Source organism: Psychrobacillus sp. NPDC058041 (assembly GCF_042885655.1).
GTDB lineage: Bacteria > Bacillota > Bacilli > Bacillales_A > Planococcaceae > Psychrobacillus.
In genome coordinates this window covers 22,786-36,550 of sequence record NZ_JBHVRO010000004.1, presented here as the reverse complement: position 1 = coordinate 36,550, position 13,765 = coordinate 22,786, and the positions used below count along the sequence as shown (strand labels likewise).

The 13,765-nt window shown below is 32.9% G+C and carries 13 protein-coding genes and 1 pseudogene; 7 read left to right on the top strand and 7 right to left on the bottom strand.

Going from position 1 to position 13,765, the window contains the following annotated elements; translation table 11 throughout:
• Positions 1–45: 45 nt before the first annotated feature.
• From ACFVR1_RS07650 to ACFVR1_RS07640, 3 genes are all read left to right on the top strand, one after another.
• On the top strand, positions 46–492 hold the full coding sequence (locus tag ACFVR1_RS07650) for a MarR family winged helix-turn-helix transcriptional regulator (RefSeq protein ID WP_387582546.1): 447 nt from the start codon (positions 46–48) through the stop codon (positions 490–492).
• Positions 493–589: 97 nt separating this feature from the next.
• Positions 590–1,969 (top strand): NAD(P)-binding domain-containing protein, encoded by a 1,380-nt coding sequence (locus ACFVR1_RS07645; RefSeq protein WP_387582543.1) that lies wholly within the window; start codon positions 590–592, stop codon positions 1,967–1,969.
• 12 nt (positions 1,970–1,981) lie between these two features.
• Positions 1,982–2,194: a hypothetical protein gene (locus tag ACFVR1_RS07640; RefSeq protein WP_387582540.1), complete on the top strand. Its 213-nt coding sequence runs from the start codon at positions 1,982–1,984 to the stop codon at positions 2,192–2,194.
• Positions 2,195–2,282: 88 nt separating this feature from the next.
• Here the strand turns inward: ACFVR1_RS07640 and ACFVR1_RS07635 are convergent.
• A pseudogene (locus ACFVR1_RS07635) lies at positions 2,283–2,354 on the bottom strand (GTP-binding protein); the annotation flags it as partial.
• A 22-nt stretch (positions 2,355–2,376) separates the two neighbouring features.
• Entirely contained in the window at positions 2,377–2,526 is a 150-nt protein-coding gene (rpmG, locus tag ACFVR1_RS07630; protein ID WP_387582538.1) for a 50S ribosomal protein L33, read from the bottom strand.
• A gap of 377 nt (positions 2,527–2,903) precedes the next feature.
• Between rpmG and ACFVR1_RS07625 the strand changes: the two genes are divergently transcribed.
• From ACFVR1_RS07625 to ACFVR1_RS07615, 3 genes are read left to right on the top strand one after another with little or no spacing between them, the layout of a single operon-like run.
• The gene (locus tag ACFVR1_RS07625) at positions 2,904–3,878 is read left to right on the top strand and encodes a CobW family GTP-binding protein (protein ID WP_387582535.1); all 975 of its coding nucleotides are present in this window, start codon (positions 2,904–2,906) and stop codon (positions 3,876–3,878) included.
• A 55-nt stretch (positions 3,879–3,933) separates the two neighbouring features.
• Complete coding sequence (locus ACFVR1_RS07620; RefSeq protein WP_387582533.1) at positions 3,934–4,938, top strand: permease; 1,005 nt, start codon at positions 3,934–3,936, stop codon at positions 4,936–4,938.
• Between the two features lie 9 nt (positions 4,939–4,947).
• Positions 4,948–5,895 (top strand): TIGR03943 family putative permease subunit, encoded by a 948-nt coding sequence (locus ACFVR1_RS07615; protein WP_387582530.1) that lies wholly within the window; start codon positions 4,948–4,950, stop codon positions 5,893–5,895.
• A 728-nt stretch (positions 5,896–6,623) separates the two neighbouring features.
• Here ACFVR1_RS07615 and ACFVR1_RS07610 read toward each other — a convergent pair.
• Together ACFVR1_RS07610 and ACFVR1_RS07605 are read right to left on the bottom strand one after the other, a co-directional pair.
• Positions 6,624–6,797 carry a hypothetical protein gene (locus ACFVR1_RS07610; RefSeq protein WP_387582528.1) on the bottom strand — a complete coding sequence of 58 codons (174 nt, stop codon included), beginning with the start codon at positions 6,795–6,797 and terminating at the stop codon, positions 6,624–6,626.
• A 647-nt stretch (positions 6,798–7,444) separates the two neighbouring features.
• Positions 7,445–7,825, bottom strand: a complete 381-nt coding sequence (locus tag ACFVR1_RS07605) for a winged helix-turn-helix transcriptional regulator (protein ID WP_387582526.1) — start codon at positions 7,823–7,825, stop codon at positions 7,445–7,447.
• A gap of 255 nt (positions 7,826–8,080) precedes the next feature.
• Between ACFVR1_RS07605 and ACFVR1_RS07600 the strand changes: the two genes are divergently transcribed.
• Entirely contained in the window at positions 8,081–8,797 is a 717-nt protein-coding gene (locus ACFVR1_RS07600; protein WP_387582523.1) for a 3-ketoacyl-ACP reductase, read from the top strand.
• A 1,366-nt stretch (positions 8,798–10,163) separates the two neighbouring features.
• Here ACFVR1_RS07600 and ACFVR1_RS07595 read toward each other — a convergent pair.
• The 3 genes from ACFVR1_RS07595 to glmS all read right to left on the bottom strand — a co-directional run bounded on the left by ACFVR1_RS07595 (position 10,164) and on the right by glmS (position 13,744).
• A complete protein-coding gene (locus ACFVR1_RS07595) occupies positions 10,164–10,760 on the bottom strand; it encodes a hypothetical protein (RefSeq protein ID WP_387582521.1) in 597 nt (198 codons plus the stop codon).
• A 264-nt stretch (positions 10,761–11,024) separates the two neighbouring features.
• The gene (locus ACFVR1_RS07590; protein WP_387582518.1) at positions 11,025–11,270 is read right to left on the bottom strand and encodes a hypothetical protein; all 246 of its coding nucleotides are present in this window, start codon (positions 11,268–11,270) and stop codon (positions 11,025–11,027) included.
• A gap of 671 nt (positions 11,271–11,941) precedes the next feature.
• The gene (glmS, locus tag ACFVR1_RS07585; RefSeq protein ID WP_387583288.1) at positions 11,942–13,744 is read right to left on the bottom strand and encodes a glutamine--fructose-6-phosphate transaminase (isomerizing); all 1,803 of its coding nucleotides are present in this window, start codon (positions 13,742–13,744) and stop codon (positions 11,942–11,944) included.
• Positions 13,745–13,765 lie beyond the last annotated feature (21 nt).

The following is a 13,765-nucleotide window of genomic DNA, read 5'->3' as shown; positions in this document are numbered from 1 at the left end:
GCATTTTGCAAGTAAATAACGTATCTTATATGTAGAGGTGAAAACATGGAAAACAAACGTGAACTATTTCAAGTGCTTACCCGTAGGTTTGGACTCCTAAATAAAAATTGTTGTTCAGTTGGAACAGTGGATATATCTACTATACAAAGTCATATTCTTTATGAAATAGACAAACAAACATCACCATCTATGCAACAAATTGCGGACACAATTGCAATGGATATTACAACTTTTAGCAGACAAATCCAGACACTTATTAAAATGGAATTAGTAAAAAAAACACCTTCTTCTATAGACAAAAGGGTATATATTTTATCCCTAACGGTACAGGGTAAATTTGTTGCTACAACCATTGATCAATCGATGAATGCTTATTTAGAGGAAGTATTCTCACATATGAACGAATTTGAAAAAGAAACAGTTATTCGTTCTATTCAATTATTAAATCAAGCTATGTCCAAATCAAGCGTTTGCTGTAGCCCTCTACTTTAAGCAAGTTAATTCTTGCTTAAAAAAATTTACATTACTTGCAAAATACAAGTAATATAAACTATTCAAGTAATACCACTAAATTTATGGAGGTAAGAGAATGAATAACATTGTACTAAAACAAATTAACGTTGGCAAATGTTGTGGAACTTCTACAAAAATAATTGAACAAGAAGAAAAAGAATCCAATAAGGAATTGCCTATAGCAATTATTGGGGCAGGTCCGGTAGGTTTGGCTGCGGCTGCGCATCTAGCCAATATTGGTGAATCTTTTATACTACTGGAGTCAGCTGAAAGTGTTGGAAGAAATATTTTAAACTGGGGCCATGTACGGTTATTTTCACCATGGCAATACAACATCGATAAGATTGCTAAAAAAATTCTAGATAAACACGGATGGAGTGCTCCATCATTGGAACAACTCCCTTTAGGAAGTGAGTTAGTTAGTAAATATTTGGAGCCTTTAGCAAAAGTACCTGAAATAAAACCTTTTCTATTGCTGAATACAAAAGTTGTTTCAATAAGTAAAAAGGGTTTAGATAAAATGAAAAATGCTAAAAGAGAAACTTCTCCCTTTGTTCTTTACCTAGAACAAAATGGAAGGTCAAAAAGAATAGAAGCAAGAGCAATAATTGATGCTACAGGAACTTGGTCACAACCAAATCCAATAAACGCTGATAGTATATGGACAAAAGAAGAAAGAGAATTAAAACAACACATTTATTATGGAATTCCTGATATTAATGGTGAGCATAAAGAAAGATACAAAGCTAAACGAGTAGCTGTTGTTGGTGGTGGCCATTCAGCCATTAACACGATTTTAGAACTATCACAGTTAAATGATGAAGTAGAAATTACTTGGATAATGCGAAAGAAAAAAGTAGAGAATGCATACGGTGGAGAAGATAAAGACGCTCTTGAAGCAAGAGGTAGACTTGGTAGTCGTATACACCAATTAGTTGATGCTGGCCAAGTAAAAGTCTATACTCCTTTTCTTATTCATCAATTAACTAAGACAAAAAGTGGAATCGAAATTACAGGAGAATCAGAAGGTAATGAAGTAACACTTTCTCCAGTTGATGAAATCATTGCAAATACAGGCAGCCGTCCAGACTTCTCATTTATAAGAGAAATCAGACTAAGCATAGATACTGCTACAGAAAGTGTTGAAGTCCTCGCTCCTTTAATTGATCCAAATCTTCACAGTTGCGGAACAGTTCGACCTCATGGTGAAAAGGTATTAAGACAGCCTGAAAAAGATTTCTATATTGTTGGTATGAAAAGTTATGGTCGTGCTCCATCCTTCTTAATGGCGACTGGTTATGAACAAGTTAGATCTATTGTGGCTCATCTTTCCGGTGATTTTGAATCAGCAAAAAAGGTAGAACTTGAATTACCCGAAACTGGTGTATGTAGTATTAATTTAACTCAACGAAATTCTACTCAATCATGTTGTGGAACGGAAGCATCAAATTGTTAGAGGTGAAGGTACGTGACTGTAAATAATGGTGCTAATTTATCTAAAGAATATTTTATTTCCTATCTAAAATTGATTAGCGAGACCATAGGATATTCTCTAGAACAAGCGCAATCCTATATGTTTAACTACTTTTTTAATAAAAGTAATACTACTTATGGAAAAGAAAGTTATAACAATTTTTTGAAGGCAATTGAGATAATAAATGAAGAAAAATTTTCTAGTTAATACAAAACGACAAGAATAACAGATTATTATTGCAATGCAAATAACACCGTTCATATAGAAGAACGGTGTTGTTTATTTCGATTTGTTATAAATGATTCAGTACAGTAGTTTTCCCCGCACCTAAATAACCACTCAAAACTGTAACTGGTATTTTATTCACATTATCTCATTATTTCTTTTATTTATTTTGTTTCGCGATGTAAAGTTACACGCTTTAATCGTGATGAATATTTTTTTAATTCTAATCGTTCAGGATTGTTCCGTTTATTTTTCGTAGTAATATAATTTTTGTCTCCTGTTTCAGTGCAAGCTAAAGTTATTTGGACTCTCATTGTTGCCCTCCTATTTATAAATAGTAATCATTACGATTTAAAGAATAGTATTTTTTTTAAATACTGTCAATACTTCTTTACTTATTTGGTCAGTAAATTCTTTTCCCTAATCTATTAATCTAATATAGATAAAATTCATGTTTGTGTTTGACGAAAAAGTATAAAAGAAGTAAAATCCTAAATAGTAATGATTACTATTGAAGTCGTCAATTAAATAGTTTATTAGCTTTTATTTTATAGTCCTACTCAGTTGTATCCATTCATATGTTTATAATCACGGCATTATCTTCTAGTGATAAAACATATTCTCCTCATATATGATAAATAACACTACTTTCCAAGTTTTATTATAAAAATTAAGAGTTAGGAGAGATTTAATGAATATAGCTACCAAAATCCCTGTTTTTATCTTAAGTGGTTTTCTTGGAAGCGGGAAGACTACTGTCCTCTTGAACATGCTTCAATCTTGTAAGGAAAAAGGTCAACATCCAGGAATTATATTAAATGAATTAGGTGAAGAAAACGTTGAAGGGCATTTATTTGAAGATAAAAAAGTAGTTGAGCTACTAAATGGTTGTATTTGTTGTACGATTCAAGATGACTTGAAAGATACCTTGGATAAATTGATTACAGAAATGGACAGCAATCCTTTGGATGTTTTATTTATAGAAGGAACTGGGGTGGCAAACCCATTAGAAATACAAGAAGCACTATTGAGTAAGCCATATATTGATCAGTTTGAAATAATGTCTATAATTACGGTTCTTGATGCTAGTCATTATTTAGAATATCAAAGTGTATTTTCAAGTTCAGCTGAAGTTCGGAAGCTAATGAAGGAACAAATGATTTGTGGAAGCATATTACTGCTAAATAAGACTGATCTTATCACATCAGAACAGCTAGACAAAGTGATACATAAAATCATGAAAATATCTGGAAATGAAAAGGAAATAATGAAGTGTACACATGGTCAAGTAGATACCGACATGCTTTTCAAAAAGCGTTATCAATCAATTCTTATTAGTAAACAACATTCGGATACTGTTCACGATCATCACCATCATTCCACTGTACAAGCAATGAAGGTGGAGGATTTTCCTTCCTTACAACAAAAAGCATTTGAAAAATGGCTTAGTCAGCTTCCAAATAACGTTTTGCGCGGAAAAGGGTTTGTTGAGATTAAAGGCTTTGAACAACTTTATAGTTTTCAATATGCTTCCAAAAAGACAACATTCACACCGGTTCCATCCTCTTTAAATAAAAAGCCTATCGTAATTTTGATAGGCGTAGGTCTAGACAATGAGCAAATGAATAATCATTGTAAGCAATTATTAGAGGGAACACTAAAATAGTTACGTCTCTTTTGTATAAGACGAATATAATTTTTCATGATATTGGAGGACGTCCATGAGAGATCAAGGAATTTCATTATGGAAACAAACAATTGGTCTACTGATCTTTGGTGCTATTGCCTTTTCCTTTCTTGTCGCAGACTACATACAAATACAATTTGAAATTCCTAAATCATGGCTAAATGTATGTACTATATTTTTAAGCATTATTCTAGAGGCATTACCTTTTGTATTTCTAGGTGTATTTGCCTCAGCCTTAATTCAAACTTTTGTATCAGAAAAAGCTATTCAGAAATTTATTCCTAAAAATCCCCTTATCGCAATTATCCCAGTCGCTTTATTGAGTGCAGTTTTCCCAGTATGTGAATGCGCTATTATCCCTGTCGTTAGAAGGTTAATCAAAAAAGGGATGCCATTGCACTTAGGAGTTATTTTTATAGTAGGATCTCCTATATTAAACCCAATTGTTTTTGCCTCTACCTATTATGCATTCCAATCTACACCTGGTATTGCTTATGCTCGAATGGGTCTTGCCTTTATATCGGCCATTTTAATAGGTATCCTGGTTTACGTCTGCTTTCGAAAAAGTAATCAATTAAAATGGACAACAAATGAATTTTTGGATAGTTCTGTACTGGTGAACGAAAGGAATACTTCTAAACTAAAATTGTTAATGTTTAATGCAAGTGACGAATTCTTCGACATGGGAAAATATCTAATTATCGGCACAATTTTAGCAAGTTTGTTTCAGACTTTTTTCAACAGAGATATATTAGTTAGTCTTGGTACGAGTGATACAGTCTCCCCTCTCGTAATGATGGGTCTTGGCTTTATCTTATCTCTTTGCTCGGAAGCAGATGCTTTTGTGGCCTCTTCATTTGCACACACATTTTCTACCGGATCGCTTCTAGCATTTTTAGTATATGGACCTATGTTAGATTTAAAAAGTTCATTAATGTTGTTTGCATATTTTCGAGCTAAATTTGTAATTGGGTATATGATTATTATTACAATAACTGTGTACGTGATAATTTTAATATTTCAATATTTAATCTTGTGAGGTGGGGTAATGCAAAAAGAACGGGATTATAGTTTTCATATATTGCTACGAGGAATTATATTGATTGGATTCTTTCTATTAGTTTTTAAGCTAATGTTGACTGGTAATATCCAAAACTTTATCGCACCTAAAATGATACCATTTTCATATTTTTCTATTGTGGTTTTATTAATATTAGGAGTTATTCAAGTTTGGAGAAGTAACTCGAAGAATAAGGTGGAATTGTACTGTAACTGTGGTTTTGATCATAACAATAACGGGTCATTCTTTCAAAGTTGTTTTATTTATTCATTATTTATATTACCTATACTTATTGGATTATGGTTTCCAGATATAGTTTTGGATAGTTCAATTGTAGCAAAAAGAGGAGTCAACTATGGGTCGAGTTTGTCTACACAAGCATCAGAATTGAATGGAGAAGCTCCTTTCACCTCTGACGATTTTGGAGTAATAAATAATGTGAATGCTTTAGTTGAAAATAATGATGTTTCTATAAATAATGAACTACAACCATACTTATATAATAGCAATGAAGCCACAGTGGATTATAAAAATAGAGAAGAGCTGAAAAGTGACCTTTTAAGAAGTTCTAAAATTGTTGTAAAAGATGAATATTATTTGGACGTATTGGATATCATTTCGAATGATTTAAACTCCTTTATCGGCAAAGAGTTGGAGATTGTTGGTTTTGTTTATAAAGAGCCTGATTTTAATGCGGATCAATTTGTAGTTGCCAGATTCGCAATCTCTTGTTGTGTTGCTGATTCTTCTGTTTATGGTATTGTAGCGACAACTGACATCTCTCACCCTGTAGTAATGGATGAATGGATTAGAGTAGCTGGAATAATATCAAAAACCAATGTAAATGATTGGGATTTGCCAAACTTACAAATAACCGATATAAAAAGAATTGAGCAGCCTGAGGATCCTTATGTATATGAAAATTATATGCCTTAATGTGATTTATACAGACATAAGATAGAGAAGCATAATAAAATGCTATACCTTTTAAACGTGTGGATCTTCCTAATGATGAAACATCTTGAATGTTTCACCAAGGTTTGTAATCTGCGTCTATCCCTGTGCCACGATCTTCTTTAATCCATTTTTCGACTTTTGCTGGACTGTGTTCTGGTCTAGTTGACCTTTTTTCTACTTGTGCAAGGCTAGTGGGACTGACACTGAATATAGCATTCTTTTCATAATTTTTCTTTTCTCCATCAAAATAATCTCCTTAATAAATATTTCTTAAGGAGATTATTTCTGTATAAATGGCCGTTACTAGGCGAAAACAGTTTGACACTTACCACTAAATGGAGAAGAGCCTTATTTTTTTTTATATTTTAAATATAGATAAAAATAAGCCAAAATACAAAAAAATAATATACAAGATTCAACTGTCAATGAATATAACCCAGAAAAATGGAAAACATAATATGATATTAGAATTAAAGAAATTGGTATAGTTGTCAATAGATATTTATAATTTTTATCAACGATAGAAATATATATATTTTGAATTATTAATAAAAAAAATGGTATTTGTGTAAGTATACTCATAATAATATCTCCCTATTTATATGGTAACGTTTATATTCCTCATATCCTTTTTTTGCTCCTATTGAAAAATAAACAATAGTTTCGATAATGACCCACACTTCAAAAAGGGATTTTAATACCATTTTTCACCCAACCTTTAGTGATTCTTTTAAAGCCTGCTTAAATGCAGCACTTTTAATAGATTTCTTAAAAGCATTCCCGGCAGCTTCATAGGTTCTCCAATAATTCATCTTTGTACTTGTATTTACTCTAAATGATTTCTCTATAACTGAGCCTATAAACATTACTGCTCTAGCCATCGAAAAAATGTCTCCAAAAAAATGATTAATAACTTCTTCTGGTACCTTGGTAATCGCTGGTTTGCTTTTCTTTTTGCGTAGTTTGCTGACTGGTGAAATAACTAATCACCCTTTCTAATTTGTTTATTGTATTATGGTATAAAGCTACCCGTATCGTTAGTACCCCTCCTGAAGACAGACCAAGAGAAACAATCTCTTAAATACGATTTTATAAAACTTTCTATTGGAGTACGTCTTTATTGATCCTTCACTTCAGTAACGATCTTTTTTTCAAGTAACAATCTTTTTATTGATACAACACCATTGTAGCTTTGAAATAAAGTTTGATCAAAACTACCTCGCAAAACCATATTTTACGATAAATAAAAAGAATCCATATTGAAAAAAGATTGATCAAAATGGATTCTTTTTCAGCAGATTTAAGTTTGGTTTTTATAAAATAGTTTGATCATTTTCTACCCGTGTTGCTCAAAAATCGCGCCCGATTATGAAACGAGATAAACCTTTTCTCTCTTTCTTCCTTTTTTACAAAAGTAAAGAATATATCCGAGATTTTTTATACAACAAAACATCTTTTTTTATATTCAATATTACTTTTTCTAACAGCACATGCAATTTATATAATTGGAAATGATCTCGTTTTTTTCTTATTCAAAATAATTGTTTTCTTGTTTAATTTGATCTATTCGTTTTTTTCCCCATTCATACATCAGCTCAACGATTGGTAATAACGTCATCCCAAGTTCAGTCATTGAATATTCGACTTTCGGAGGAATTTCTGGAAACACTTCTCTATGAACAATTCCATCTTCTATCAGGTCACGTAATTGATTTGATAATATTTTATGGGATATTTTTGGGAAAAGCTTTTGAAGTTCGCTGAATCGATGTGTACCTTCTACTCCTAAATGCCACAAAATAACAACTTTCCATTTACCGCTAATAATCGATAAGGTAAGTTCTTTTTCACAATGATAATCTTGATTTAATATTCTTTTTTGGATTTCTTTTCTTAATGTATCTGACATGGACATTTACTCCTTTACTTATAGTAGTAACCGTTTGGTAACCTCCGCACAAAAAAGTGCGTTCTTCACAATAGAGAAAACTGTAGGTAGAATGAAGTTAGTCTTAAAGACAAATCATTTCCGAGTAAAACAGTGTATATAATTATATCATCATAACGGTTTTATCAAACGCACCTTACTCAAGTATTAAATTTTTAGTTTAATACACTTTATTTCGTCAATAATAAATCTATCTTATCTAAAGGAGAAAAAAACATGCAAACAATCGCAGGAAAAGTGGCGTTAATTACAGGGGCAGGACGTGGAATTGGACGGGCAACAGCAATAGCTTTTGCGCAGGAAGGCATTCACGTAGGTCTTGTTGGACGTACGCTTGAAAATTTACAACAAGTTGCAGAGGAACTTAAACAGTATGACGTGAAGGTAGCAATTGCTGCAGCGAATGTAGCAGATTTAGATTCTATCACAGCAGCGGTTAGATCGATTCGTGACGAGCTTGGTGCAATCGATATTTTAGTAAATAACGCCGGCATTTCAAAATTCGGTAACTTCATGGACTTAACGCCTGAAGAATGGACAAATATTATCGATGTCAACGTAAAAGGTGTGTACTACACAACACGTGCGGTATTACCAGAAATGATAGAGCGCAACACAGGCGACATCATTAACATCTCATCAACAGCTGGTCAAAAAGGTGCACCAATTACAAGCGCATACTCGGCTTCAAAAGCAGCAGTTATCGGACTAAGTGAGTCATTAATGCTTGAAGTGCGTAAGAAAAATATTCGCGTTACAACGTTAACGCCAAGTACGGTTGCCACTGATATGGCTGTTGAACTAAACTTAACAGACGGTAATCCAGAAAAAGTGATGCAAGCAGAAGATTTAGCAGACTTAATGGTTGCACAACTAAAACTTCATCCGCGTGTTGTGTTAAAACATGCTGGGCTTTGGTCGACGAACCCTTAATAGAACTATTCGAAAAATCAAGGCGCTATCCGATGTATTTTGGATGGCGTTTTTCTTTTTAGAATAAAAAGCTCTAATGGCGGTATTGCCAACTCGTTTATCACATGAACGGCATCACGAGGAGCATTAGTAATAATGACATTTGTTTAGTAAGAAGAAGATAATAAAAAAAGTGTGGTTTTTGCAGCCTATTACTCAATTAAATAGCCCATTATCGGAACAACTTTATTGTAATTCAACAGTTCCTTAATACAATTTTTGATTTAGAAATTCTTTTCCTTTTCACTATAAAAACACCCCTTTAGATAACCATATCCAAAGGGGTAAAACGGTGCAACTTTTAAATAAACACCGCAATTTTATTCAAAACATCGTATCTTTTTTATATACAACGCAACTTTATTTCAAAGCTACATTTATTTGTTGGTTTGTAATAAAGTTTGATTAAATAGTGTCCCATAAACGTTGACTTCGCTGTATACTAAAAGAACTCATTTTGAACAAAGATTGATCAAAATGGGTTCTTTCGTTATCTTGCTGAATTAGTTTTTATAAAAAGAATGAACAGTTTATTTATCATTATAAAAAAATCAAAATAACATCCCTGTTTTTTTACGAACTAAATTAGCGTAGTACCTAGCCAATAATATAGTGAATAGGGCACCAAGGTCTCATTGAATTCGGAATAGTGTTAGAACCTGGTACCTTAAATTTATTCCTATACCAGCATATTTCCTTAATAATATAATATATTTTGCTTTCTTACCATCAGGATCAACCATAATAACAGGATAATTATTCGCATAATTATAACCATACATGGAGTAAGAATAGTGTTGGACGCCGGTTCCTGACACCAATTCTATTTAATATACAAATATAAAGCTATTAAATAGATTATTAAGTGAATAGCTGAATATACTTTGAAGACAATAGTATACATCCCTTTTTCATTCCCAAAAAACAACAATTATCCCAAGCAAATAATTGTTAATATAATGTATACAGGTGAAACTGCAAGCTGTGAAATCAAATAATTTTCCCCCTGCTAAATATATCTTTTATATAATACTTTTCTGTTTACAGAAATTATTAACCTGATAACTAAATTTATTTATACTTATTTCATCCTATTATAAATCCTCTCGTGAACACATAAAGATCCGTAGCCCAATTGAAAGGTAATGCTGCTTTTAGTCCGACCTTTAAAGCCACCTTCTTGGCTGTTTTTAACATGTTTTTAGTTTCTACCCTACCTAGCATTTAGGTTTATTTTACTAAGTCACTAAGGGCTGTGCCTTATAAATTTAGGAATTAACCACCAGAAGCATTATAGATATGAAGAGATACCTAATGTAAGTAGAGATCAACGTATATAGAGCCCCTCAGTATTAGCTATCTTTTCTAATAGATCAAGATTATGTTGGCTATATATTATAAATCCTAATCCATTCCCTCTAAATACAATATTCTCCTCAGGTATAATGAAATGTAAATCGATATGATCCGAAACAGCTAATTTAATTAGAGAAATTAACATAGAATACTCATCAATGTTTATTAAATTTAGTTCTTCATAATCCTTAGGTATTATTTTATTCCATTCTCTCTCGTAGTATTTATAATACAATTCATCTTTATATAAAGTTTCTGGAAAATAATAGAATGCATAGAATTCAGTCGATCTTAACCATATCATTTCAAAGAATTTCTCGAATTTTTCTAAGCTTTTCAAATACGAATTAAAATTCTGAGTTTTTTGTTGGAAATCTATAATTTCCAATTTATCAAAAAATATTTCTACTTGACTAAACTTTTCATTACTTTTTATCTGATAAGGGTAAATATCAAGTATTTTAGGATTATCATAATCATGAAGTTGATCTATTAATTCGTCTAATTTTTTACTATCTCTATTTTTAGCTTCTTTGCAAATATCAATTAATATATTTATTAATGGCATACCATATGCCTCCTTTAATTATTCTCTTAATACATACCCGTTTTTGTCTAATGTTGCTTTACGTTTATTCTTATTATTCTCAAGTTTCCAAGCGCTTCCTCCATGAGCATTGTCTTTTGACCTTTCTTCACTTATTCGCCAGCCAGATTCCTCATTCTCCAAAAAGCAGCATAATTAAAAAAATGCAGGTTTCGATTTAGGAGCCATCTAAGCTCTTGAAAAAGATGATTTATGAAATTGATTCAGTTAAATAAAATTGATTTATTAATACTGCCAATCCATTTTTCCAATTATTCTGTCTGCAATATAGAATGCTATCAATGTTAATATAAAAGGAATAGCCAGATGATATACCCAACTATCTCCTAAAAACCCAAGAATTAATTGAAAAAAATCAAATAGTAATGCAACACTTGCATAGGTAAGTGATAGAATGAATGGATATATACTTCTTTTTATTATTGCAATTATGACCCCTACTATTAATAAGCCTGTACTAAAAAATATCAAAAAGTTCGCCTCATTTCTTTGGATTATATTTTGTTGCGTATACTAGGGTCCAGTAAATGAATGAAGCAGACTCTTGAATTAAAACCCCTCCTAAGCCCCCAATCATCATACCAACCGCTCTTTTACCTAGTGCTTTTACTAAATTTTTCTTTGCAAAGCTTATTAGAGTATTACTAAAAGCATTAGAAAAAATTCCCATTTCGTGCAGGGTACCAGGTTCCCATTGAATTCAGAATTGTGTTAGAACCTGGTACCCGACGCTATGATCATTTTTTATTATAACTATCTATAATAGATTCATATTGTTTTTTACTAGCTTTAAAAGGAATTGTAATTTTATATGGCCTTTTCTTTCCTATTGTAATATTTATAGGACTGCCTTTTTTGGGATCCCAATCTACTCTTCATGCCCAAGCGCCATCAGACCTTTAGTTTCGTTGATCGACCTATTGAGGAAACGTCTTGAATCTTTAATCAAGGCTGATAGTGCTCTCCTATTCCTGTACCACGACCTTGTTTAAATCCACTTTTCAATTTCAGATATTCTTTTTCTTTTGGACATAAAAAACCCCCCTTAGACAATCATATCTAAAGGGGAAAACGGTGTAACTTCTTTATAAACAGTAAAAATTAATTTCAAAGCCACATTGTTCATTTATAGCGAAATTTACCTATTCCACAGTTACCGACTTAGCCAAGTTTCTTGGTTTATCCACGTCACAACCTCTATGCAATGCAGCATAATAACTGATCAGTTGAAGCGGAATTACTGCTACTAGTGGAGCGAATAGCTCGTGTACTTTTGGAAGTACGAAGCGGTCGCCTTCTTCTTCATGACCTTCCATAGCAATAATGCATGGGTTTGCGCCACGTGCTACTACTTCTTTTACGTTTCCACGAATGTTCAGGCTCACTGCTTGTTGAGTTGCTAGGGCGAAAATCGGTGTTCCGTCTTCGATTAAAGCGATTGTACCGTGTTTTAGTTCTCCGCCTGCAAAGCCTTCTGCTTGAATATATGAAATTTCTTTTAGTTTTAGTGCACCCTCTAAACTTACATAGAAGTCGATGTTTCGTCCGATGAAGAATGCATTTCTAGTTGTTGCTAAAAATTCTGTAGCGATTTGTTCCATTTCTTCTTTAGAATCAACGATTGCTTGCACTGCATTTGCTGCAATTCCTAGTTCTTTCACTACATCAAAGTCTAGTGTTTTTCCTTGAGATTGTGCGTATACAGAAGCTGTCACCATTAATACTGCAACTTGAGCGACATATGCTTTTGTGGATGCAACAGCAATTTCAGGGCCAGCATGAAGTAGTAATGTATGATCTGCTTCGCGAGAAAGTGTTGACCCTGGTACGTTTGTCATTGTAATCGTTGGGTAACCTTTTTCTTTTATTTTCACAAGTACTTGTCTGCTATCTGCAGTTTCACCTGATTGTGTTAGGAACATAAACAATGGTTTCTCTGATAGAAGCGGCATGTTATAGCCGAATTCGCTAGAAATATGCACTTCTACTGGGATACCAGCAATTTTTTCAAAGTATTCTTTACCGATCAATCCGCCATGATAGCTTGTTCCCGCTGCGATAATGTATAAACGGTCTGCATCATGAAATGCATCTAAAATAGCTTGATCAATAGTAAGCTCGCCTTGTTCATTTTGGTAAGCTTGAATTATTTTACGGATTACAGCAGGCTGTTCATCCATTTCTTTAAGCATATAGTGAGGATATGTTCCTTTTTCAATATCACTCATATCAAGTTCCGCTTTGTACGGTGCACGTTTTACTTTTGTTCCGTCTAGTTTTTGAATTTCAACAGAATCTTTTTGTACGATTACAATTTCTTGGTCGTGAAGCTCTACATAATGCTCCGTAACTTGTAGCATTGCCATAGCGTCTGATGCTACAACATTAAATCCATCACCAATTCCTACTAATAGTGGTGATTTATTTTTTGCTACATAAATCGTATTTTTGTCTTCTTTATCTAGTAGAGCAAGTGCATACGATCCGTGAATAAGATGCAATGTTTTTCTAAGTGCATCTACTGTAGAAAGCCCGTCTTGTGAGAATTTCTCAATAAGCTGAACAATTACTTCCGTATCCGTGTCAGATGCCATTTCTACATTAGGTAGATACGCTTTTTTCATTAAATGATAGTTTTCAATAACACCATTATGCACAAGAGTGAAACGTGTTGTTGTGCTTTGATGTGGATGTGCATTTAGTTGGTTTGGAACTCCGTGAGTTGCCCAACGTGTATGACCAATTCCAAGTTTCGCATCTACATCTTCATCCACTACATCGCGTAAATCAGCAATACGTCCTTTTTCTTTGAAAACGACTACGCCGTCTTTATTTAACACAGCAATTCCCGCAGAATCGTATCCACGGTACTCTAATTTTTCTAAACCATTTAACAAAATTTCTTTTACATCTGCTTCTCCAATATATCCTACAATTCCACACATAATCTTATTTCCTCCATTTAC

Excerpts from the sequence above, each read along its gene's own strand:
- ACFVR1_RS07650 (WP_387582546.1), top strand. The coding sequence starts at position 46 with ATGGAAAACAAACGTGAACTATTTCAAGTGCTTACCCGTAGGTTTGGA.
- ACFVR1_RS07645 (WP_387582543.1), top strand. The coding sequence starts at position 590 with ATGAATAACATTGTACTAAAACAAATTAACGTTGGCAAATGTTGTGGA.
- rpmG (WP_387582538.1), bottom strand. The coding sequence starts at position 2,526 with ATGAGAGTCCAAATAACTTTAGCTTGCACTGAAACAGGAGACAAAAAT.
- ACFVR1_RS07625 (WP_387582535.1), top strand. The coding sequence starts at position 2,904 with ATGAATATAGCTACCAAAATCCCTGTTTTTATCTTAAGTGGTTTTCTT.
- ACFVR1_RS07620 (WP_387582533.1), top strand. The coding sequence starts at position 3,934 with ATGAGAGATCAAGGAATTTCATTATGGAAACAAACAATTGGTCTACTG.
- ACFVR1_RS07615 (WP_387582530.1), top strand. The coding sequence starts at position 4,948 with ATGCAAAAAGAACGGGATTATAGTTTTCATATATTGCTACGAGGAATT.
- ACFVR1_RS07610 (WP_387582528.1), bottom strand. The coding sequence starts at position 6,797 with ATGGCTAGAGCAGTAATGTTTATAGGCTCAGTTATAGAGAAATCATTT.
- ACFVR1_RS07605 (WP_387582526.1), bottom strand. The coding sequence starts at position 7,825 with ATGTCAGATACATTAAGAAAAGAAATCCAAAAAAGAATATTAAATCAA.
- ACFVR1_RS07600 (WP_387582523.1), top strand. The coding sequence starts at position 8,081 with ATGCAAACAATCGCAGGAAAAGTGGCGTTAATTACAGGGGCAGGACGT.
- ACFVR1_RS07595 (WP_387582521.1), bottom strand. The coding sequence starts at position 10,760 with ATGCCATTAATAAATATATTAATTGATATTTGCAAAGAAGCTAAAAAT.
- glmS (WP_387583288.1), bottom strand. The coding sequence starts at position 13,744 with ATGTGTGGAATTGTAGGATATATTGGAGAAGCAGATGTAAAAGAAATT.